The 20,359-nt window shown below is 52.3% G+C and carries 21 protein-coding genes; 14 read left to right on the forward strand and 7 right to left on the reverse strand.

Annotation, left to right across the window (positions count from 1 at the left end):
- From BN6628_RS22495 to BN6628_RS22520, 6 genes are all read right to left on the reverse strand, one after another.
- Positions 1–1,117: DEAD/DEAH box helicase (locus BN6628_RS22495; protein ID WP_068620760.1), on the reverse strand; the 1,117-nt coding region annotated here is incomplete at its 3' end.
- A gap of 172 nt (positions 1,118–1,289) precedes the next feature.
- Complete coding sequence (locus tag BN6628_RS22500) at positions 1,290–1,928, reverse strand: ThuA domain-containing protein (protein WP_068620761.1); 639 nt, start codon at positions 1,926–1,928, stop codon at positions 1,290–1,292.
- A 63-nt stretch (positions 1,929–1,991) separates the two neighbouring features.
- On the reverse strand, positions 1,992–2,825 hold the full coding sequence (locus tag BN6628_RS22505) for a uroporphyrinogen-III synthase (protein WP_068620763.1): 834 nt from the start codon (positions 2,823–2,825) through the stop codon (positions 1,992–1,994).
- A gap of 258 nt (positions 2,826–3,083) precedes the next feature.
- Positions 3,084–5,156 carry a methyl-accepting chemotaxis protein gene (locus BN6628_RS22510; protein ID WP_235847747.1) on the reverse strand — a complete coding sequence of 691 codons (2,073 nt, stop codon included), beginning with the start codon at positions 5,154–5,156 and terminating at the stop codon, positions 3,084–3,086.
- Between the two features lie 237 nt (positions 5,157–5,393).
- Positions 5,394–6,146, reverse strand: coding sequence for a response regulator transcription factor (locus BN6628_RS22515; protein WP_068620765.1), 753 nt, complete (start codon positions 6,144–6,146; stop codon positions 5,394–5,396).
- Positions 6,128–6,517: a Fur family transcriptional regulator gene (locus BN6628_RS22520; protein ID WP_068622567.1), complete on the reverse strand. Its 390-nt coding sequence runs from the start codon at positions 6,515–6,517 to the stop codon at positions 6,128–6,130. The genes BN6628_RS22515 and BN6628_RS22520 overlap by 19 nt, the downstream gene beginning before the upstream one ends.
- Before the next feature lie 177 nt (positions 6,518–6,694).
- On the opposite strand from BN6628_RS22520, the gene BN6628_RS22525 reads away from it, so the two are divergent.
- The 5 genes from BN6628_RS22525 (at position 6,695) to BN6628_RS22545 (ending at position 10,610) form a co-directional block, all read left to right on the forward strand.
- Complete coding sequence (locus tag BN6628_RS22525; protein WP_068620767.1) at positions 6,695–8,245, forward strand: FAD-dependent oxidoreductase; 1,551 nt, start codon at positions 6,695–6,697, stop codon at positions 8,243–8,245.
- A 259-nt stretch (positions 8,246–8,504) separates the two neighbouring features.
- Positions 8,505–8,831 carry a PadR family transcriptional regulator gene (locus BN6628_RS22530; RefSeq protein WP_068620769.1) on the forward strand — a complete coding sequence of 109 codons (327 nt, stop codon included), beginning with the start codon at positions 8,505–8,507 and terminating at the stop codon, positions 8,829–8,831.
- Positions 8,828–9,424, forward strand: coding sequence for a DUF1700 domain-containing protein (locus tag BN6628_RS22535; protein WP_068620771.1), 597 nt, complete (start codon positions 8,828–8,830; stop codon positions 9,422–9,424). Before BN6628_RS22530 ends, BN6628_RS22535 begins: the two co-directional genes overlap by 4 nt.
- 2 nt (positions 9,425–9,426) lie before the next feature.
- Positions 9,427–10,266 (forward strand): DUF4097 family beta strand repeat-containing protein, encoded by an 840-nt coding sequence (locus BN6628_RS22540; RefSeq protein ID WP_068620773.1) that lies wholly within the window; start codon positions 9,427–9,429, stop codon positions 10,264–10,266.
- 29 nt (positions 10,267–10,295) lie between these two features.
- Positions 10,296–10,610: an antibiotic biosynthesis monooxygenase gene (locus tag BN6628_RS22545; protein ID WP_068620775.1), complete on the forward strand. Its 315-nt coding sequence runs from the start codon at positions 10,296–10,298 to the stop codon at positions 10,608–10,610.
- 87 nt (positions 10,611–10,697) lie between these two features.
- On the opposite strand, the gene BN6628_RS22550 is transcribed toward BN6628_RS22545, so the two are convergent.
- Positions 10,698–11,150 carry a hypothetical protein gene (locus tag BN6628_RS22550; protein ID WP_068620777.1) on the reverse strand — a complete coding sequence of 151 codons (453 nt, stop codon included), beginning with the start codon at positions 11,148–11,150 and terminating at the stop codon, positions 10,698–10,700.
- 193 nt (positions 11,151–11,343) lie between these two features.
- On the opposite strand from BN6628_RS22550, the gene BN6628_RS22555 reads away from it, so the two are divergent.
- The 9 genes from BN6628_RS22555 (at position 11,344) to BN6628_RS22595 (ending at position 20,206) form a co-directional block, all read left to right on the forward strand.
- Positions 11,344–11,892: a PadR family transcriptional regulator gene (locus BN6628_RS22555; RefSeq protein WP_068620779.1), complete on the forward strand. Its 549-nt coding sequence runs from the start codon at positions 11,344–11,346 to the stop codon at positions 11,890–11,892.
- Positions 11,873–13,432: an amidase gene (locus tag BN6628_RS22560; protein WP_068620781.1), complete on the forward strand. Its 1,560-nt coding sequence runs from the start codon at positions 11,873–11,875 to the stop codon at positions 13,430–13,432. Before BN6628_RS22555 ends, BN6628_RS22560 begins: the two co-directional genes overlap by 20 nt.
- Positions 13,433–13,507: 75 nt before the next feature.
- Positions 13,508–14,347, forward strand: a complete 840-nt coding sequence (locus tag BN6628_RS22565; RefSeq protein WP_068620783.1) for an alpha/beta fold hydrolase — start codon at positions 13,508–13,510, stop codon at positions 14,345–14,347.
- A 309-nt stretch (positions 14,348–14,656) separates the two neighbouring features.
- Positions 14,657–16,666 (forward strand): ribosomal protection-like ABC-F family protein, encoded by a 2,010-nt coding sequence (gene abc-f, locus BN6628_RS22570; RefSeq protein WP_068620784.1) that lies wholly within the window; start codon positions 14,657–14,659, stop codon positions 16,664–16,666.
- Positions 16,667–16,707: 41 nt separating this feature from the next.
- Complete coding sequence (locus tag BN6628_RS22575) at positions 16,708–17,388, forward strand: DNA-3-methyladenine glycosylase family protein (RefSeq protein ID WP_068620787.1); 681 nt, start codon at positions 16,708–16,710, stop codon at positions 17,386–17,388.
- A 131-nt stretch (positions 17,389–17,519) separates the two neighbouring features.
- Positions 17,520–18,812, forward strand: coding sequence for an ArnT family glycosyltransferase (locus tag BN6628_RS22580; RefSeq protein WP_068620789.1), 1,293 nt, complete (start codon positions 17,520–17,522; stop codon positions 18,810–18,812).
- Positions 18,809–19,522 carry a glycosyltransferase family 2 protein gene (locus tag BN6628_RS22585; protein ID WP_068620791.1) on the forward strand — a complete coding sequence of 238 codons (714 nt, stop codon included), beginning with the start codon at positions 18,809–18,811 and terminating at the stop codon, positions 19,520–19,522. The genes BN6628_RS22580 and BN6628_RS22585 overlap by 4 nt, the downstream gene beginning before the upstream one ends.
- Positions 19,519–19,866: a DUF2304 domain-containing protein gene (locus BN6628_RS22590; protein ID WP_068620793.1), complete on the forward strand. Its 348-nt coding sequence runs from the start codon at positions 19,519–19,521 to the stop codon at positions 19,864–19,866. The genes BN6628_RS22585 and BN6628_RS22590 overlap by 4 nt, the downstream gene beginning before the upstream one ends.
- Entirely contained in the window at positions 19,850–20,206 is a 357-nt protein-coding gene (locus tag BN6628_RS22595) for an EamA family transporter (protein WP_068620795.1), read from the forward strand. Before BN6628_RS22590 ends, BN6628_RS22595 begins: the two co-directional genes overlap by 17 nt.
- The last annotated feature ends 153 nt before the right edge of the window (positions 20,207–20,359 follow it).

The raw sequence follows: 20,359 nt of genomic DNA on the forward strand, positions 1-20,359 counted from the left end.
AAGCCTCATAACGCTCCCGGGCAATCTTCTGCCCTATGCCGCGCTCAATATTCCGGAGCTCGGGCATGTCGTTCGGAGCGGCAAAGGTAACCGCCAGCCCCTTCTCGCCTGCCCGGCCTGTCCGTCCAATCCGGTGGATGTAGCTTTCATGGTCGAGCGGCACGTCATAATTGTACACGTGCGTGATCCCTTCCACATCAATACCGCGCGCGGCTACGTCAGTCGCAATCAGGAACTGCAGCTTCGCCTTCCGGAAAGAACGCATTACCTGCTCCCGCTTCGCCTGGGACAGATCACCGTGCAGTTCCCCCGACATATACCCTTTCTCCTGCAGCGACTGGTTAAGCTGCTTCGCCCTTACCTTCGTACGGCAGAAAATCACGCCGAGATAAGGCATATCCCGCTCCATCATGTCCAAAAGGGCACGCTCGCGCGAAGCGTCCGTACATTCGATGACGAGCTGGCGGATCTGCTCGCGGGGAATTTCAGATTTCGTGGAAATCCGCACGTCCTGAGGCTGCTTCATGTAAGTCTTCGCGAGATTGCGAACCTTCTCCGGCATGGTCGCCGAGAACAACATCGTCTGGCGGCTGCGCGGAATAGAGCGGATAATCGACTCCACCTCTTCGAAGAATCCCATGTGCAGCATCTGATCCGCTTCGTCCAGCACCAGCATCCGCACCTTGCCCAGCTGGAGAGAGCCGCGCCGCATATGATCCAGCAGCCGCCCCGGTGTGCCAATGACAAGCTGGCTGCCGCCCTGCAGCTTGCGGAGCTGACGCTCCACGTCCTGCCCGCCGTATGCCGCAAGAACGGACACGCCCTCTCTCGCTGCGGCAAGCTTTCTGGCCTCAGCCGTAATCTGGATGGCGAGCTCCCTTGTCGGTGTGATGACGAGCGCCTGGGCGCTTTCGACATCCGGGCGGATCTTCTGCATGATCGGAAGCAGGAAAGCAAGCGTCTTTCCCGTTCCTGTCTGCGCCTGGGCAATCAGATCATGTCCCTCCAGCAGCTTAGGAATCGCAGCTTCCTGAACAGGGGTTGGGTTCACGATTCCCTGATCACGCAAAATATCATAAAAAGCGGGCAAAAAGCCCCAATCTTGAAAAGTTGTCAAATGAATTCACCTCATAGCTCGAATAATCCGCGTTGCACGGACATTGTACCAAACATTTCCTCTACAAACAAAAGACCGTTACGCCTCATGTCGGCGTTCCGGCCTCTATACATTTTACAGTATAACATGTTTACCTGTTTCTTACACCGGAACCAAGCGGTTCAGTCCGACGTTAGCCGGATATCCGTGCCGCCCATTTGGCAGCCTGGAGCAGCAGCTTCCGGTACACTGGATGCTGAAACGCCGGCTGATCATTGCCCGGCATCAGATACACCACCCGTCCAAGCCCATAAGAGTGAGCCCACGCGGCAGGATGCCATTCTCCGTCCATATTGTATTCCATGAGAATTGTCTTCTCTGTGAACGGGTCAAATTCGAAACGGTAGGGCTCCTCCTCCATCTGAAATGTGCCTACGCCCTCCGTAATATCATGTCCGGGTTCCGTTACCCGGAGCTCCAGCGTCTGTCTGGTAGGCTGCACCGAATGCTTCGCCCCAATCAATTGGGCAATTTCATACCGATTGCCCAGCACAATGCCGTTATGCAGCACAAGCAATCCCCCGCCCCCGCTGACAAAAGCAAGCAGGCCACCGGTCTGCTTGGGGGACAGCTTCTCCGTCCAGCTGTCCCGGTAGGAGATACACAGATCAAATGCGCCCAAGTTATTAAATTCGAACATATGGTTATTCTCACTGCACTGGACTGTTAAATAATCCTGCAGCGCGTGGGTGATCTCCGCATCCACCCCCTGTAGAGGATGGAACTTGGGATGAGTATAATCCCCAATCAGTAGAGCCTTCTTCTTATTCATCAAATCTCCTCCTGTGGCCGGGAGATACCCGGTATTCATTAGGAATCGTTCAGCTGTGGCATTTCAATGACCCGCCTGAAAGGGCTCGCTCTCACCAGCATAATAGCGGGCAAGCTCCACCATCATGCTCCCCATGCGCTCCTCGCGCGGAGCGATGATACGCGGGATTCCCGACTCTACCAGCCCCTGGGCGGTAACCTTGCCGACTGCCACAGCCACCACTGGTCCACTGAGCACCCCGATCAGTTCTGACAGCTTGCCGAGCTTATCAGCATATTCCATCAGGAATCTCACCTGCGGCGTACTGGTGAAGGTGACCGCGTCGATATGACCGCCAAGCAGATCGGACAACAGCTGATCCAGCTGCTCCTCTGCAGGCGGGATGTGACGGTAAGGCAGAATCTGCTGCGTCTTAGCCCCCTGCTGCTTAAGCCATTCCACAAGCCTTGGCGCAGGGTCCCCGTGCAGCTGAATCATAACGCTTCGGCCTTTAAGGTCATGCCCCGCAAAGGCCCGGATCAGGCCCTCCGTGCTTCCATCATCGTCCCGGACCAGCGGCTCAAGCTGACGTTTCCTAAGATTATTCACCGTCTTATATCCTCTCGCGGCGATCGAAGTCTCACGCAGGAGATCCCAATAAGCTTCGGCAATCCCCATATCCTCGGCCATTTCAAACAGGGCATCAAGTCCTACGCCGGTAGTGAATACAGACCAGTCTGGCCGCTGATCCACCCAAGCCACCAGCCCATTCCTTAGGTTCATATCGTCCAGGAACACCGTTCCCTGGGCCGGCCGGAGCAGTGGAATCCCGCCCATATTCTCCACCAGCTTACTGAGGTCCTGTGCCTTTCTCGGACCGGTAAGGGCAATCCTCTTGCCTTCAAGTCTTCTTGCCATCGTACTCCCCCCATGAAAGCCGCATCTGCCGCTCTTCTTCTGCTAACAGCTTATACGAGAGCGGGAGGGTTGTAAATCGTTCCATGGTATTCTTTCCGCTTTTTCTGACTTTTAAAAATCATATGCTGGCCAACTCCATTCATGAAAAAAAGCCAGCCGGACATCCCGGCTGACCTGATCGCATTTATGATAAACCTACTTTATTCTAAATCAACCGAACCCAGTTCAATCCTTGGCCCAACCCAGCCTGGGCACAGCTTATTCAGATTGGGGAATTTTGAACTTTCCAACCAGCCCCTGCAGTTCATCTGCCATCCGGCTGAGATCTGCGGAAGACGAGGCAATTTCCTCTACAGAAGCAAGCTGTTCTTCAGCAGCAGCTGAGATGGTCTGGGTGCTTCCCGCGGATTCCTCAGAAATCCGGCGTATCTCGGTGATTGTAGCGTTAACAGTCTCTGCCCCTTCGGCTAACTGTACAGCCGCCGAAGTGACTTCATCCACTTTCGCCGCCACTTCCTTAACGGCTTTGCGGATACGCGAGAAGGATCTCCCCGTGGAGTCCACAGCTAAAATCCCCTCTTCCACGCGCTGAACCGCCTGTTCCATGGAGGTCATAGCCCGTTTCACTTCACCCTGGATACCTTGGATTAAATCTCCGATCTGATGGGCCGATTGCTCCGAATCTGAAGCCAGCTTACGGACTTCCTCGGCGACAACGGCGAATCCACGGCCATGCTCCCCTGCTCTAGCGGCCTCAATGGAGGCGTTAAGGGCAAGCAGATTCGTCTGCTGGGCAATGTCCGTGATCACTGTGACAATGCCTCCAATATGCTCGGTATGGCCATTCAGAGTATGGATAACCTGACTCAGTTCCTCCACCGTCTGATTGATGTTCTCAATCTTCTCCACTACACTGAGGACGGAAGTATTCCCATCCTCGGCCACTTGGATCGTCTGACTCATCCGGCCGGTCACATTCTTCAAATTATCTGACATGACAACAACCTTACCCGTCATATCTTCAATACTGTCCGAACCAACTTCCACGCTCTGCAGCTGGCGTTCGCTGCCTGAGGCGACTTCCTGGATCGTGACAGTTACATGCTCGATGGCGTTTGTGGTCTGCTCTGCACCCAAGGAGAGCGCCTCGGCAGAGGTGCTTACATTATTTGTAGTCCGTTGGACATTCACGATCATTTCACGTAAATTCTGCACCATGAGCGAGAAGTTAGCCGCTAGATCGCCAATTTCATCGTTGCGTACAGCTTCGATTTCCGATGTTAAATCACCCTGGCTGACGCTTTCCGTCTCCTGCTGCAGCTTACGAATCGGCCCAACGATCGACCGGATGATAAACACAATCACAATAGCACCAAGGGCAAGAGCCCCGACGAGCACGCCGATAGATACATAGAAACTGGTCGCAGCCTGGTTGTTAATATCGATCTGATTTCTGACCGCCGCAATTCGCCAGCCGGTTGAGACGTTCTCCACGGTTTGGATATTTAAGGCCGTGCCCTTTTCCGTGTAACTCAGCTCGGTCAAATTCCCATCCGTCTTAAAGATGTCATTCACATAGTTGTCTGCGGCCACTGTCCCCTGCTTGGCATTCGGGTTAACTACGTACTGCCTCTTATTATCCAGCACCATGATATATCCGGTATCCCCCAGCTTAACAGACACGGAACGCTGGAGAACTTGCAGATTAAGCGTAAGCCCAAGGACTCCGGCTCCTTCTTTCAACTGACGGGTTATGTAAATTACAGGCAGCTTCTCTCGATTAATAACTACCGGACTTACAAAAGTTGTATCGGCCGTTGTCATAGCATCGGTGAACCAGGTGCTCTTCTGAACCTCGGCTGGAGAATCTTTCATCTTCCCATCAGTAGCCTGAATAATATCTCCCTGAGCTGTAGCGATGAAGACGTTATCCACGTCGGAATTAAGTCCCATATAGTTATCCAGGATTCCAATCAGCTGCGGTCTGGCTTCAGGTCCCAACATTTGATTGGTAACCTGTCTGCCCAAGTACTCCACATTCAGCATCTTATTGGATATCTTATCGTCAATGATGCCGTTAACCTGCTTGACCATTTCTTTCGAGTTACTGGTAACCTCTGAAATGATGGATTGCGAAGAGGTGAAGAATATAACAGCGCCGATAACAATGCTTGGAATCAGAAGAATCCCGGTAAAGGCAATAATCAGCCGCTTGCGGATCGTGAATCGGCCTTTATTCCTGTTTTTATTCTTACTTCGCTTGTTCTCTCTCTCAGTTGTCCCAGTTGGCTCTGTCTTATTATTTGTCTCTAGCTCTGCCACTTCTCCCATATCCAAAAGAAACTCCCCCTATTTTATTCATAACTTCCCATTAATCAGTGTATCCCCATTTGATATCGGCATTTTATCATTAAAAGTTGACAACTAAGACAAAAAAACCGCTTGGTCAGGTGAATTTTTTAGGTCTTTGGCTCTAAGACAAATCTCCCAGTAACGATGGGTTGCCTTTCCAGACCCTTACATTCATTTCCTGACAAACGGTTTCTCCAAACTCAAGTGATGTTTCCCTTAATCAGCCATCCGGTAGCCAACCCCACGTACGGTAGCAATGTAAGTCGGATTGGATGCCCGGTCTCCAAGCTTTCTCCTTAAGCTCTTGATGTGCACATCCACCACGTTACTGCCTCCCAAGAAGGACGTATCCCAGATATCACTGAGCAAATCCTCACGGGTCAGTACCGCCCCGTCACTCAACAGCAGCTTCAGCAGCAGATCATATTCCGTCTTCGTTAGCTCGATGCGGGCCCCGTTCCGATAGACAGACATCTTCTTGCGGTCAATCCACAAATCCTTGAAGATCGCAGGAGATGTCCCGCTGAGCAGTAAGGAGGCAGGAGCCTTCTTATTACTGCTCCGAATAATCCGCTGGGCATGGTACAGAACCTCTTGGGGCCTTGCGGGCCAGACCACGAGCTCCTGCTGGCGGAGGCGTTCGTCCATATGTCCGAGCATGGACTCCTTAATCAGCAGCAGCACAGGAACCCCGCCGGTCTCCTGCATCAGCAGAGTCTGAAGAGCCACCTCTTCTTCGTGCTCCCGGTAGGAGGTTAGATCCAGAATCAGCAGGTCGGCGGATTGGGCGTTGCGAATTCCCTGCTCCAGATGGTGGAACACCATCACATCAAAGCAGCCGTCCGACAAATCACGTACAAGCTCATGAAGTCCCCTCGGAAGCGGACTAACTACAATGACCCGCTGGGTAACCGGACAGAAATCCGGCTGCATAACTGGCTCAAATGTATTTACTTCTTCTGCAGACACTTAGAACACACTCCCCCGAATACGACATGAGCATGATGAACATCATAGCCTGTCTCCTTGGCCACAGCTGCACTCCACTCTTCAGGCACTTGTGACATCACTTCATCCACACGGCCGCATACCTCGCATAGAATATGCTGGTGATCATCCAGCTTGGCATCATAACGGCTGGCTGCCTCCCCAAGCTTAAGCTCACGGATCATCTCTTTATCCGTTAAATATCTCAGTGAATTATATACGGTCCCATAAGCGAAATTATGCCCCTGCTCCACCAACCGGTTCATGACTTCAGCCGCTGTAGGATGATCGTTCGAGTTGCGTACCACGTCATAAACAGCCTTACGCTGTGTAGTTAGATTCAAAGACTTCATAATTCTACTCATTCCTTCAGTTGTATTTAGAATAAGTATAAATATAAATATGATTGTTGTCAACTCTGCGCCCGTTCCTGCTCCCATGCCTCCCCCTCTAGACTGCTGATGGTTTCTAACAGCCTGAAAATGGTAATAAATGAACATAACCCTAAGTGAAAGCAGGAGGTAACTAAAATGAACAGCTCAATCCCCCCGCACAGCGAGCTCCCAAGGTTCCCGGAGTCCTTGTGGAGAAGTACTGTACAGCTTCCAACCTACGATAAGCTCAAGGAGACGATATATACCGATGTTGCCATTATTGGTGCGGGTATTTCCGGAATTACTACCGCCTATTTGTTGGCCAAGGAAGGCCTGAAGGTTGCGCTCGTAGAGATGAATCGTGTGCTGGAAGGAACAACCGGCTACACAACCGCCAAAATCACAACCCAGCATGGAGTGTTTTACGATAAGTTGATCAGCCACTTTGGTGAGGAACAAGCCAGGCTGTATCATGACGGCAATTATGAGGCGCTGGAATTTATACGGCAAACCGTAACCGAGCATGGAATTGATTGTCAGCTTGAGAAGCAGGATGCCTACCTCTATGCAGAATCCGAGGAATCCCTTGGCAAGCTGCAAAAGGAATGGGAGGCCTATGAGAAACTGGGCATTCCTGGGGAATGGGTGGATTCCATACCCGTTCCGCTCACGGTACACGGGGCGATCAAGGTTTCTAATCAAGCCCAATTCCACCCGCTGCAATATCTGCGCTTTATGCTTGAGTTTATTGAGAAGCAGGGCGGTGCTATTTACGAACAGACTACTTTGGATGGGCAGATTGAGGAAGAAAGCGGTGTTCTTCACTTGAATACCTCGGAAGGGTATACGATCAAATGCAATCACGCGGTAGCCGCCACCCATTTCCCCTTCTGTGACAAAGAGGGCCTCTTCTTCGCGCGGCTTCATGCGGATCGTTCCTATGTGGTTGCCATAGAACCCGAAACCTCCTATTCTGGCGGCATGTATATCAACGCAGGTACTCCTTCCCGGTCTCTTCGCTCCGCCAAGCTGGACGGCAAGGAAGTAATCCTGGTTGGCGGGGAAGGACATAAGACAGGACAAGGCATCTGTACGATCCAGTACTACGAGCGTCTTGAGCAGTTCGGAGGCGAACTGCTTGGAGCCAAGCGGATTCCTTACCGCTGGTCCGCTCAGGATTTGATCACAGTGGATAATGTTCCCTATATCGGAAGGTTAAATGGCTGGCATCCGAATATCTATGTGGCCACGGGCTTTGGCAAATGGGGAATGACCAATGGGACCCTGTCTGCCCTGATCAACCGGGATCTCATTCTCGGACGGGAGAACAGATATGCTGAATTGTTTAGTCCTTCACGCTTTAAAGCAAACCCGGGCATCAAGAATTTAATCGTGGAGAACGCCAACGTGGCGAAAGAGCTGATTGCCGGCAAAGTCGATATCGTGCACCGGAAAGCTCAGGACCTTCAGAATGACGAGGGAAGTATTGTACGCCATCTGGGTCAAAAGGCGGCCGCCTACAGGGATAAGGACGGTACGCTCTACGTTGTCGATTCAACCTGTACTCATATGGGCTGTGAGGTATCCTGGAACGAGGGAGAACGCACCTGGGATTGTCCATGCCATGGCTCGCGCTTCGACCATAAGGGTGCTGTAATCGAAGGCCCTGCCAAGGAACCACTCAAGTCCCTTGATTCCCATCAATAGATCTTTGTTGCTTAACTGCCATATAACAGGCTTTGAAAATGGCGCACAGACACAGGCTTTCTTCTCTGTGATGTGCGTCATTTTTTATTTTAATTCCGGCTCTTTTAACTGCCGCCCTTTTCTTACATATTTATTAAATTATATTCACTATATTGCATTATTCAGTAGTGCGTGGTAACATTTACCTCAGTTACTGATCAATATTCAGTACTAAGGATTACACCTTAAGTGAAAATGAAATGAAAATGAGGGATGTCCCTTGGATATCAGCATCCAATTCAAGAAAGGGGCGCTGGAGCTGTGCGTTCTCGTGCTCATTCACGAGCGTGACCGCTACGGCTACGAGTTAGCCCAGTCCGTATCCGAGCATATTGAAGTTGCCGAGGGTGCTCTATACCCGCTGCTTCGCAGGCTGGTCAATGAAGGATACTGCACGACCTACCTTCAGGAATCTACCGGAGGGCCTCCCCGGAAGTACTATAAGCTTACCGAATCAGGAAAAGCCCATATGAAGAAGCTGATCACCGAATGGAAGCAATTTGTATACAGCGTATCAAGATTAATCGAGAGAGGGCCAATACTATGAACAAGAACGAGTTTCTAACTTTGCTGAACACACAGCTGTCCCAGCTTCCACCCGAAGAGAAGCTGGAGCTGCTTGAGGACTACGAAGCCCATTTTGCCTTCGGCAAACAAAATGGCAAGACAGAGGAAGAGATCGTACATGAGCTGGGTGATCCGCATGAGCTCGCCAAGGAAGCTCTTGGGGAGCGGTTCACATCACGCGAGCCGGTCTATTGGTATCACGATCCGAGCAGACGGCCCGAAGCCAGTGCTCCGCCGGCACCAGCCCGCAGGAGAAGAGGAGCCACAGCCCAGACCTTTGTCATTATCGGCATGTTCTTCATAAATCTCGTGCTTGCACCTTTAATGCTGGCCTTCTGGACATTCGCCGCTGCGATAACCATTGGAGCTGTTGCATGCATCGCAAGCCCTGTGCTTCTCACTATGGATATGCTGTACAACGAGGTCTCCACAGCAAAGTGGTTCGCAAGCGTATTTATGGTTGGCATTGGCATTCTGCTTGCCCTGGCCTCCAAGGGACTGTTCAGAGCCGTGCTGATATCCACACAAAAGTATTTTAGCTGGAACCATCAAACCGCTAAAGGAGATGCTTAACCATGAAAAAGTACGCAGTTGTACTTGCCATCCTGCTTATCATTATCGGTGCTGGCGGAATGGCCGCCCACAAATTCGCCTTTGGAGACGAACTCCCTTCATACAGCAAGAAATGGACTTTTGAAGCCGGGGAGCTTAAAGATCTGTTCGTTAACAGCGAGCATACCATTGAAGCCGAGTTCGTAGAGAGCTCTGATGGCACTAATTATGTGGAAATCTCGGGGAACTTGGAGCAGGATACTATAGACCGGGTCAATCAGGTAAAGCTCTCCGGCGGCAAGCTTGCGCTGGATCTCTCTACGAAGCCCGAGTTTCGATTTTTTAATTTTAATTTCCAATCAACCAGACAGCACATGACCATTGCCCTGGCGCAGCCGTCCGAACTGGAGCAGATCAAATTCGACCTGGATTCTTCAAGCGGGGAGTTCAAGGGACTTCAGGCGGAACAGGTTGAAATTTCAAGCAGCTCTGGCCATGTCGATCTGGATTCCGTAAAAGCAAGGCAGTTAAAAGTGGAGATTGAATCCGGCAGCATTACAGCAGGGACCATCCAAGCCGATGTGGATTTGTCCACCCAGTCGGGTGGCGTTAAGATTGAACACCTTGACGGCAACGGAAGCATCAAGGCGGAATCCGGCAGCATCCGAATCGCTGACCAGAATTCGACCCAGCTTGACTTAAGCGCACAATCAGGCAGTATTAAAGTTAAGGCGAATCCGGATTTCCAAGGCTTCTACGACGCCCAGGCTGATTCAGGGAGTGTGAAGATTCCTGATTCGCCGAAGACTTCATCAGATGTCATTAAAGCCCGCACCGAATCCGGGAGCATTGACATCGAGTAGTTAAACTGACGTGAAGGAGGAAACGCTATATGCTCGTTGTAACGAATTCTATCAAAGTGAAGGAAGGCTACGGACGCCAGGTGGCGGACCGGTTCACCACAGCCGGAGCAGTCAAATCCATGCCGGGGTTCCTACGGCTTGAAGTATGGCTCAGCCAAAGCCCCAAAGATGGGGCCGAAGAAGTGAAAGTGACCACTTTATGGAAGGATGAAGCTTCATTCAAGGGCTGGACCTCCAGCGAGGCCTTCCGGGAATCCCACCGGGGTGCGGGAGTGGCTAGAGAATATATGCTTGGCGCTTCCCTGGACCAATATGAGCTTGTAGTCAGCCACAAGCCCGAATAATTGAAGTAATGTTCCTATCAAAAAGAGGACGCCCCAGGCGTCCTCTTTTGTTTCTGCATATATATCCGCATCTATATAAGGTGCAACTTAGGCAATCTCTTGTGCGATAGCGTCACGATAAGCCTGCAAAGACACATAAATCATGGTCTGCAGTATACCTTGGTCGGCATCTGGTAGAACCTTCACCGCATAGTTCCAGGCATTCTCCTCGATCAACAAAGCCAGCTTCTTCCGCTCAAGCTCATTCTCGCACGTATCCAGCTGGTCAGATAGTCCCGCCAGCTCAGCATCCGCCGCGTGGCCCAGTTCATGGGCAAACACAATGCGGAGCACCTCCTCATACCGGTCAAGCGTCCCGAATATGTTCAGACACTGCTTACGGATTTCGCCAAGGTACATGGTGACCTTGTGCTCGTTCATGCTATATTTGCCGCCTACATTACGTCCGCCTGGAAACCGGCTCCGAATGTTCACGGTAACTTGACTGCCCGTTTGCTCCACCAAATCATCAAAAATTTGCTTTGCTATGGTTCTATCCAATTTACTCCCCTTATTTCTTCATGATTTAAACAATAAAGTATGCTATGCCATACTAAAGTTTATTATAATGGAAATCAAAGGGATTTAGAACCACAATCTAACTATTACCCAAAAAAAATAACCTCTAAACATATTATTGACATCATATATCGAGTCGATATATGATACTAAAAATTGTATCGGAGTGATATATATGAAAGTCCGTCATGCTATCCTCGGCGTGCTTATGGATGAATCCAGATCAGGCTATGAAATCAAACAGTATTTTGAGAATCGCTTGTCCTATTTCTATGATCCAAGCTACGGGACGATTTACCCCACTCTCAAAATCCTGGAGCAGGACGGACTGCTCACGAAGACCGTAGTTACACAGGACGGTAAGCCCAACAAAAATATTTATTCCATCACGGAATCCGGACGTGCCGAATTTCTTGAATGTTTGGTCGGCCCTTACGAACCCGATACCGTCCGTTCCGATACCTTGATGAGGCTGTTCTTCGGAAAATACGTGGACAAGAGCACCATCATAGGATGGCTCAGTGAAGCACGCGAAGCCGCCCGCAAGAATATCACCGAGCTTGAACAGCTTAAGGAGCAATTCGGCAGCAGGATGCCATTGCCACAGCAGTTCTCGCTGGAATACGGAATCCGCTCCAATTACAACAAGCTTGAGCTAACAGAAATGTTTATTGCTAAACTTCAGGAACAGGAGCCAGCTGCCCATGAGCATGATCCAGATTGATTATTCCAAAATGGGTGCGTCTGAAATGGCCGCCGGTATTGCCGCTGGCCGATACTCCTCGCTTGAAATCACAAGCGCGCTGATTGAACGGCTGAAGCAGATGCAATCCAGCACCCGGGCGGTCGCCATCCCTCTTTATGAAAAGGCTCTCAAGCAGGCCGCCGCTGCAGATGAAGCTGTAAGACGCGGAGAGAAGCTCGGCCCGCTTCATGGTGTGCCGGTTACGGTGAAGGAGAACATTGATGTCGAGGGCTCTCCGAGCACCTGGGGCATCAGCCACCTTACCGAGCCTGCGGTCAGAGATGACGCGTCCGTCAATCTGCTGCGCCAGGCGGGAGCCGTCATTGTCGCCAAGACCAATGTGATGCAGCTCCTGACTGGTTTTGAATCCGATAATCCGGTCTATGGAAAAGTATCGAATCCGTGGGATCTGACACGAACCCCAGGCGGCAGCTCAGGTGGCGAAGGAGCTGCCGTGGCCTTTGGGGGATCTCCCCTTGGCATAGGCAGCGATATTGGCGGGAGCATTCGGGTCCCTGCCCATTTCTGCGGGGTTCACGGGCTGAAGCCAACACCCGGTCGGATTCCGGCCTCTCTTCCAAGAGGCGTGTATCATGTTCGTCCGGAAGCCGGTGCCATGTTCTCGCTCGGTCCCCTGGCCCGCAGCACAGAGGATGTGCACCTTGCGATGCGGGTGCTGGCATCCCGGCAGAAGGAGTATCCGCTTGAACGGCCAGGACAGTCTGAGCTTGAACTTCGTGTGGGCATCGTTCTCTCGGACGGCATTGTTGAAGCCCATCCGGCGATACTGCGCCTGCTGCGCGAAGCTTCCAGCGCCTTGGAAGCCCGAGGTATCCAAGTGGTGCCCTTCACTCTGCCAGAGCCGGAACACATGATTCAGACCTTTTACGGACTGATGACTGCCGATGGGGGTCAGGGAATGAAGCTGACTTTGGGTGATAGCCCGACTGCGCCTCATATTGCGGGCGTGCTGGCTTCCCAAGGCTTCCCCCCTGCCAAGCGCTGGCTCATCACCAAGCTGCTGGGCTTCTCCGGCCAGAAGGCCCTCGCCAAGCTGATAGTGTCCCAGATTGGGGCAAAGACAGAGCCGCAGTACCAAAAATTAACTATGCAAAGAGAGGCTCACCGTGAGCAATTCATCCGTACCATGGATTCCACAAATGTAGACGTCCTGCTCTGCCCTTCCTTTGTGACCACCGCTCCGCCTCATGGTGGGACCAAGATGATCTCCTTCGAAGGAGCGTATGTGTCACTGCCCAATTATCTCTCTCTTCCCGCGGGAACGCTGTCTCTCTCCACCGTACGTCCCGAGGAAGCCCTCGCCCGCAAAGCAAACCCTAAAGATAAGGCAGCTGCAGCGCTTGCCGATCTTGAACGCAGCTCCGCCGGCCTGCCGGTCAGCGTGCAGATTGTGGGCAGACCCTTCCGCGAGGATCAGGTGCTTCTTCTCATGCAGACGCTGGAGAATCTGTTTAAGACCCGGGAGGACTACCCCGTACTGGCCAAATGCAGACCGTAAATCACTTTCACGGTCTGATCTTTCCCGCCTTCCCATAATCTTAACTAAGCATGTTATAGGGAGGCGAAGAAGAGCATGATCTATATCGAGACCGAGCCTGGCGTCCGTATTTACGTGGAGGATCTTAACCCCGGGGGCGACCGTACCGTTCTGTTCATTCACGGCTGGCCCCTCAATCATCACATGTTCGAATACCAGCTCGATCAACTGCCGAAATACGGCTTCCGCTGCATCAGCCTCGATCTGCGGGGATTCGGCCGCTCAGACCACCCTTGGCAAGGGTACAACTATAACCGCCTGGCCGACGACATCCGGGTCATTATCGATGCCATGGGACTCCGCTATATCACATTAGCCGGCTTCTCCGTTGGGGGAGCCGTAGCCATCAGGTACATGTCGAGACACCGGGGGCACGGGGTCAGCAGGCTGGCCCTGCTTGCCGCGGCTGCCCCGTCTTTTACGAAACAGAAAGGCTACCCCTTCGGCCAGACCAAAGAGGAGATCAACCGGCAGATCATGCAGCTGTATACAGACCGCCCCAAACTGTTGAAGGAATTTGGACGCAAATTCTTCGCCACCAGACTCAGTCCGGAATTCGAGGAATGGTTCCTGAGGATGGGGCTTGAAGCTTCCGGCCACGGGACAATCAATACGTCCTTCTCCCTGCGGGATGAGGATCTGGGCGGGGATCTGCCTCATATCCGCGTCCCTACGGCAATCTTTCACGGGGAGCAGGACCGGATTGTTCCTGTCCAGTCTGCCGAGGCCCTGCAGCGGAATATTCCGGGCTCGATGTTATACCGTTTCCGGGCGAGTGGTCATGGGGTCTTCTATGACGAGCTCGACAAGTTCAATAGCGCATTTCTTGATTTTGTGTCGGGTAAGCTGCCTGTTGGCCAGGGAATAGAATCTTGAAACACTTCCACTTTTCGGATAAAATATAAATTAACTATGTAATCAGGAGGTGAGGTACGAGTGGATCGCAATCGGGTATGGAGTAAACTGAGCCAGCTGCCATTGGCATTGTCTGGCATCGTTCATGAATTTGCCGACAACGGGAGAAGTCTGTCCATTTTCGGTAATTCAATTAACCTATTACGATGCGAAATGCCGCTCCTACCTTAATCTCACGGATAGAATCACGCGTGAAGAGGGTTGCAGGGATTTCCTGCAACCCTTTCTTTCGGTTACGGGAGCATGGCTTCGCCGAAGGAGCGTACCCTTATGATGATTCAATGTCAAAACATTCAAAAATATTACGGTGCCGAGCTGGTGCTCAGCCAAGTTACTCTGGAAATTAAAAACCGCGACAAGGTAGGTCTTATCGGTCAAAACGGCAGCGGCAAGACCACACTGATGCGACTATTCAGCGGCAGCGAACGGCCGGATCAGGGGCTGCTTGCCGTGAAGAAGGGGGCCCGGATCGGGCTTCTAAGCCAAATCCCGGATTACGGCAGCACCAAGTCGGTACGTGAGGTCCTGCTTAGCGCTTATGATGACCTGCTGGCCCTCCAGGATGAGATGGCGCGGATGGAGGCTGATATGGCCTCGGCAGGCTCAGACTCTCCCGGGAGGGAACTTGAGCGGCTGCTCGCCCGCTACGGCCAGCTGCAGGAACAGTTCGAGCGGGGCGGCGGGTACGAGATGGAAGCAAATGTGGACCGCGTGGCAGCTGGTCTGGGCATCGCGGCAGAGCAGTTCAGCCGCCCCTTCTCTTCACTCTCCGGTGGAGAGAAGACGAAGATCGGTCTCGCCGTGATCCTGCTGAAGCAGCCTGATCTTCTGCTGCTGGACGAACCGACAAACCATCTGGATATGGCAGCCATTCAGTGGCTGGAGGGCTTCCTGCGGGAATACAGCGGAACGGTGGTGGTGATCTCCCATGACCGCTACTTCCTTGATGCGGTTGCCCGTAAGATCATCGAGCTTGAAGACGGTGAAGCCTTCACTTACCACTGCAGCTACAGCCAGTACAAGCAGGAGAAGGAAGCGCTGCTCCTTCAGCAGTTCGCGGATTACCAGGAACAGCAGAAGAAGATCAAGAAGATGGAAGAGTCAATTAAACGTCTGATTGAATGGGGAAACCGGTCCGTTCCACCGAACCCGAGCTTCCACCGGCGGGCCGCTAGCATGCAGAAGGCGCTGGACCGGATGACCAAGCTGAAGCGGCCTGTCCTCGAACGGAAGAAGATTGGCCTTGAGCTTCAGCAGCAGGACCGCTCCGGCAAGTTGGCCCTTGTGCTCAAAGATGTCTCCAAGCAGTTTGGAGACCGGGCTCTCTACAGCGGCGTGAACCAGACGCTTCAATACGGCGAGTCTGCCGCTCTGATCGGCGGAAACGGCTCCGGCAAGACCACGCTCCTCAAAAGCATACTGGGGCTTGAGAAGGTAGACAGCGGAGAGATCACCATTGGCTCCCGTGTGGAGACCGGGTATCTTCCCCAGGAGTCAGCTCCGCAAGAAGCAGAACAGACCGTACTGCGTTATTTCCAGGATGAGGCGGCGATGGAGGCTGGAGAGGCCCGCGGTCAGCTGGCCCGCTTCCTGTTCTACGGGGCGGATGTGTTCAAGCAAGTCCGCAACCTGTCCGGAGGGGAGTGGACGAGGCTGCGGCTTGCGGTTCTGATGCACCGCAGACCGAATCTCCTTATTCTGGATGAGCCGACGAACCATCTGGACATTGATTCGCGGGAGGCCTTGGAGGAGGCGCTCGAAGAATATCCAGGCTCCGTCCTTGCGGTATCTCATGACCGGTACTTCATCAACCGGATCGCGGACCGGGTATGGTCCTTGGAGCAGGGTACCCTGCATGCCTATATCGGAAATTACGATGATTTCCGGTCCGAGCAGGAGAAACTGCAGGCTCACAAGGATACGGCAGTGGCAGCCCCGTCCTCTACAGCACTGGCCCAGGAGGCTGTGAATAGGAAGGCGGGCAACACCAGTCTTGAGCGGAACGCGAATCCTGTTATTATGGAAGATAACAGGATTGACCGGGAAGCTGGCACGCAGATCTGTAAGCCGGCCGCAACCCCCTCTTCCCTGCTCAAGCTGGAACAGACCATCTCAGCGGAAGAGTCGAGGGTAGCGGAGATAGATGAGGCTATGCAGGAGCCGGAAGCTGTACTTGATGCCCAGCGATTGGTTGAGCTGCAGCTTGAACGCGATCAATTAACCTGCCGTCTGGATGAATTGTATGAGAAATACTTCTTGTTAACCGACTCCTCTTCCTAGAGGAGCCGGTTTCCTGAATTTATGCTCCTGAGGAGGTTTCTATGAAGTTCGAAATTACCGATCCCCGGGCGCTGGCCCTCAGCTCTGCCGATCCCAGAATGGGGCTATTAATCCGGTTCATCGGCGACCTTGAGATCCGGATTGAAAGCGACCCTTTTGTCTCTCTAGTCAGATCCATTATCAGCCAGCAGATCTCTGTTAAAGCGGCTGCAACGATTCGCGGCCGTGTGCTGGAAGTAACAGGCGCCTTCACCCCTGAGGCCATCCACCAGCAGGAGGATGAGGCTTTACGGACGGCCGGCTTGTCCGCAGCCAAGGTTGTATACCTGCGCGACCTGTGCAGCCGGATTCTTGCAGGCCAGCTGGATTTCAACCTCTTCCCTTCTCTGACAAATGAAGAGATTATTCAGGCCCTTACCGCTGTGAAAGGCATCGGCCGCTGGACGGCGGAGATGTTTCTGATCTTCGCCATGGGCCGGTATGATGTGGTCTCGAATGGGGATGCGGGGCTGCAGCGTGCGGCCCGGTGGCTGCACGGTCTTGAAGAGCGTAAAGACAAGAAATATCTGGAGCAAATCTCGCATCTTTGGACCCCATACGGGGCCATCGCAGGCCTCTATCTCTGGGAGGCCATCAACTGTGGGGCCGTGGATGGATCAGACAACCTGGAACACTGGATATTCATTTCGGGAGATCGGGCAGCTGGAACAACCCGGCAGTAACTTTTTACAAATGTGAAACGTTTGAAATATAAGCATGGAACTTTCACGGAATATGAGATAACATGGACAATGGGCTAATGCTAGGTAAATCCTGTAATTTCCAGATTAAATAGAGTGGGGTTGAAACCAAATTGTTTTCTTTAACCGAGGTCAGCCGTCCCGCAAAACGGTTTCTTGCGGTGTGTATCGCGATCGTGCTTATCCTGTCCTGCATTATTGTGTTAACCTATAATAACTATTTTCTGCTTGGGGATCTAGTGAAGCGCAACAATGATGATGTTAAGTACATTCATAGTGCGAGACTGCTGCTTAATCAGGGTATTCTGGCCTACAACTCGGGCGAACAGCCTTCTGCGTTTATCATGCCTGGCATGCCGTTCCTGCTGGCCGGTGTGATGGCTATATTCGGACAGGACGATGTCGGCATCAACGCCTTCCGGATTCTGCAATGTGTGATGCAGGCCTTCTCGGTCTATCTGATCTTCATTATCGGACGCCGGGTTTTCAATACCCGGGTGGCCCTGATCACGGCAGTGATCTGTGTGCTCTACCCGCCGGATTACTACTCCTCAGGCAGCATCCTGTCCGAGACGACCTTCCGCACGATTCAGCTGCTGCTCATCTGCCTCGCTTTTGTGGCATTGGACAAGCGAAAAACTATCTGGTATGTGCTTATTGGACTTCTGGTCGCTGTCGCGGCTTACTTCAAACCGCATGCGACCCTGTATCCGGCGATCTTCCTTATTCTATGGTGGAAGCAGAAAATTGGCTGGAAAGAGATGGCCCGTTATGTTGGGGCCATGGCCGCTGTGTATATTGTATGCCTTCTGCCTTGGTGGATCCGCAACATGGTAACTTTCGACAAGTTCATTCTGTTCACGAATTCGGGGGGCAGCCCGTTCCTGCTGGGAACGCGAATTCACGGAGCACTGCCGCCAGCCGGTTTCTTCGTTGAACACCCGGAGTATGATCCGAAGACGATATTCCAGGGAGCCGACAGCAGTGCGGTAACCAAGGGACTTGATATCGTCAAGTACGGCTTCATGCATGAGCCTCTGAAGTATACTTACTGGTATACCATTGGCAGATGGGTCGAGCTTTACAGCCATCCGTTCTATTCCAGACCTTTCTGGCCTGTGACCCGTCCGGTCATGAACGTGCTTCAAATAATTATGATCGTGGTAAGCATACTTGGACTAGTGTGGGCGCTGATCAAACACCCGATGCGGAGAATGGCCCCGCTGCTGCTGACGCTTGCTTATTTCACTTTGATCTATCAGCCATTTGTGGCTTTTAACCGTTATGGGTATCCTAACGAAATCATTTTATTCTTGTTCGCAGCTTACTTGATTGACCGATTGTTGTCCATTAGAAAAAATGAACCATTGCTTAACGCAAACCAGGGAGGAACAGGCATCCGATGAAGACACTCATCATTATTCCGGCATATAACGAAGAAGGCAGCATCGTGCGGGTTATCCGCGATATCAACAAGCACGCGCCAGATGCCGATATTGTCGTTGTCAACGACGGGTCGACGGATAATACCGAGGCACTGGCGCTTGAAGCGGGAGCTCATGTGCTGACTATGCCTTTTAATGTGGGAATCGGGGGCGGCATGCAGACCGGCTACATGTATGCACGCAACAACGGCTACGATGTGGCGATTCAGATGGATGCGGATGGCCAGCACCCTGCTGAGGAACTTCCCAAGCTGATCGCCAAAGCTTCGGATTATGATCTCGTGATTGGCTCCCGTTTTGTGGAAGAAACCTCTTACCGCTCATCAAGCATGCGGCGGGTCGGGATTATCTTCTTCTCGAAGCTGGTGACTCTGGTCACCCGTCAGAAATTTACCGACACGACCAGCGGCTTCCGCGCAGCGGGCCGCAAAGTTATTAACCTGTACGCCGAGTATTATCCAATGGATTATCCGGAAGTTGAATCGATCGTTTATTTGAAACGCAAAGGCTGCCGAATTACCGAGGTATCCACAGAGATGCGTTCCAGAGAGACCGGTAAATCTTCCATTACTCCAATTAAGTCCGTCTATTACATGCTCAAGGTTACCCTCTCTGTCCTGATGAGCGCAGTCCGCTACGATAAAACGACGAAAGCCGGTGAGGTGGGATGACCATCTATTTTCTATCCGTAATCCTGTCGTTCTTGTTCCTGGCGATCGTTCTTGAGCTTGTCCGCCATCAGAAGTTAAAGGAACAGTACTCCCTTCTCTGGATTTTGTTCGGAGTCCTGCTCTTTATTATTTCGCTTAACGTCAAGTTCATTGAGACGATTGCTTCCTGGCTCGGTGTCAAATATGCGCCAGCGATGTTATTCCTGTTCGGGCTGCTCTTCTGCTTCGCCTTCATTCTCCACCTGACACTGGTGGTGACCAAGCTGTCCAACCAGGTGCTCCGGTTAACCCAGGAGCTCACGATCCGCAAAGAAAAGGAGTCCCGTCATGGACAAGATGATTAGTTACGCCTACCTGCTCGCCAACATTCTGCTGCTTGTAACGGGACAAATTCTGTTCAAGATTGGACTGCAGAAGAACGGTGGTCTCTCCGGAGCCGGGCAGTGGGTCAAGCTGGTCTTCTCCCCGACAATCATCGGGGGACTAGCCCTGTACGGGATCGCAACACTGCTGTGGTTCGCGGTGTTGAACCGCCTGCCGCTCACAGTTGCATATCCAATGCAGAGCCTGGCTTATGTCTTCGCGATGGTCGCAGCCTACTTCATCTTCGGTGAAGTGATCACCGTAACCAAAATTATTGGTGTGGCTGTTATTCTTGTAGGTGTGTATTTGATCGCGAAGTAACTGGCTTTATCGTACCGCGGGTCAAGTCGAGTAGCGATCAGGTCATATGTGCCACAGCCACCAACCATTACAGCTGCGGCCACTGCACGTCACAGCCACCATTACGGGTGTGGCCAATGTACGTCACAGTCCGCCGCTACGCCTGCGGATCAT

This window comes from Paenibacillus tuaregi (assembly GCF_900086655.1).
Lineage (GTDB): Bacteria > Bacillota > Bacilli > Paenibacillales > Paenibacillaceae > Fontibacillus > Fontibacillus tuaregi.

Bases quoted from the DNA above. Each gene is read 5' to 3' on its own strand.
- BN6628_RS22500 (WP_068620761.1), bottom strand. From the start codon at position 1,928: ATGAATAAGAAGAAGGCTCTACTGATTGGGGATTATACTCATCCCAAG.
- BN6628_RS22505 (WP_068620763.1), bottom strand. From the start codon at position 2,825: ATGGCAAGAAGACTTGAAGGCAAGAGGATTGCCCTTACCGGTCCGAGA.
- BN6628_RS22510 (WP_235847747.1), bottom strand. From the start codon at position 5,156: ATGGGAGAAGTGGCAGAGCTAGAGACAAATAATAAGACAGAGCCAACT.
- BN6628_RS22520 (WP_068622567.1), bottom strand. From the start codon at position 6,517: ATGAAGTCTTTGAATCTAACTACACAGCGTAAGGCTGTTTATGACGTG.
- BN6628_RS22525 (WP_068620767.1), top strand. From the start codon at position 6,695: ATGAACAGCTCAATCCCCCCGCACAGCGAGCTCCCAAGGTTCCCGGAG.
- BN6628_RS22535 (WP_068620771.1), top strand. From the start codon at position 8,828: ATGAACAAGAACGAGTTTCTAACTTTGCTGAACACACAGCTGTCCCAG.
- BN6628_RS22540 (WP_068620773.1), top strand. From the start codon at position 9,427: ATGAAAAAGTACGCAGTTGTACTTGCCATCCTGCTTATCATTATCGGT.
- BN6628_RS22545 (WP_068620775.1), top strand. From the start codon at position 10,296: ATGCTCGTTGTAACGAATTCTATCAAAGTGAAGGAAGGCTACGGACGC.
- BN6628_RS22555 (WP_068620779.1), top strand. From the start codon at position 11,344: ATGAAAGTCCGTCATGCTATCCTCGGCGTGCTTATGGATGAATCCAGA.
- BN6628_RS22560 (WP_068620781.1), top strand. From the start codon at position 11,873: ATGAGCATGATCCAGATTGATTATTCCAAAATGGGTGCGTCTGAAATG.
- BN6628_RS22565 (WP_068620783.1), top strand. From the start codon at position 13,508: ATGATCTATATCGAGACCGAGCCTGGCGTCCGTATTTACGTGGAGGAT.
- abc-f (WP_068620784.1), top strand. From the start codon at position 14,657: ATGATGATTCAATGTCAAAACATTCAAAAATATTACGGTGCCGAGCTG.
- BN6628_RS22575 (WP_068620787.1), top strand. From the start codon at position 16,708: ATGAAGTTCGAAATTACCGATCCCCGGGCGCTGGCCCTCAGCTCTGCC.
- BN6628_RS22585 (WP_068620791.1), top strand. From the start codon at position 18,809: ATGAAGACACTCATCATTATTCCGGCATATAACGAAGAAGGCAGCATC.
- BN6628_RS22590 (WP_068620793.1), top strand. From the start codon at position 19,519: ATGACCATCTATTTTCTATCCGTAATCCTGTCGTTCTTGTTCCTGGCG.
- BN6628_RS22595 (WP_068620795.1), top strand. From the start codon at position 19,850: ATGGACAAGATGATTAGTTACGCCTACCTGCTCGCCAACATTCTGCTG.